The organism is Streptomyces sp. SID12501 (assembly GCF_010550245.1).
In the GTDB taxonomy this organism is placed as follows: Bacteria; Actinomycetota; Actinomycetes; order Streptomycetales; family Streptomycetaceae; genus Streptomyces.
Map to the genome: position 1 here is coordinate 1 of NZ_JAAGLU010000661.1, position 440 is coordinate 440.

A 440-nucleotide genomic window follows, 5' to 3' on the forward strand; every position below is an offset into this window, starting at 1 on the left:
GCCGTGGCCGCCCCGTGTCGATGCGGTGGGCGCTCGAGCCGCTCGTGGGGGAGCGACGCGCCGCCGGGCGCCTGGGCGACGTGGTCGACGTGATCGCGGTCGTGGGCACGGTGTTCGGCCTCGCGACGTCGCTCGGCCTCGGCGTGCTGCAGATCGCCGGCGGCCTCGAGCACCTGGGCGTCGTGACCGCGTCGACCGGGCTCGGGGTCGTGCTCGTCGTCGCGATCATGGCCGTCGCGACGGTGTCGGTCGTGTCGGGTCTCGACAAGGGGCTCAAGTGGCTGTCGAACGTCAACGTCGCGCTCGCCGGGCTCCTCATGGTGTGCGTCCTCGCGCTCGGCCCGACGCTGTTCCTGCTGCGCGAGTTCGTGCAGTCGATCGGCGTGTACCTCGCGCGCGTGGTCCCGATGTCGTTCAAAGTCAGCGCGTTCTCGGGCGCC

Annotated in this window: 1 protein-coding gene; it reads left to right on the forward strand. The window is 72.3% G+C overall.

Annotated elements, in window-relative coordinates:
* Positions 1 to 14 precede the first annotated feature (14 nt).
* On the forward strand, positions 15 to 440 hold a 426-nt coding region (locus G3I71_RS47785), incomplete at its 3' end, for a BCCT family transporter (RefSeq protein ID WP_343243308.1).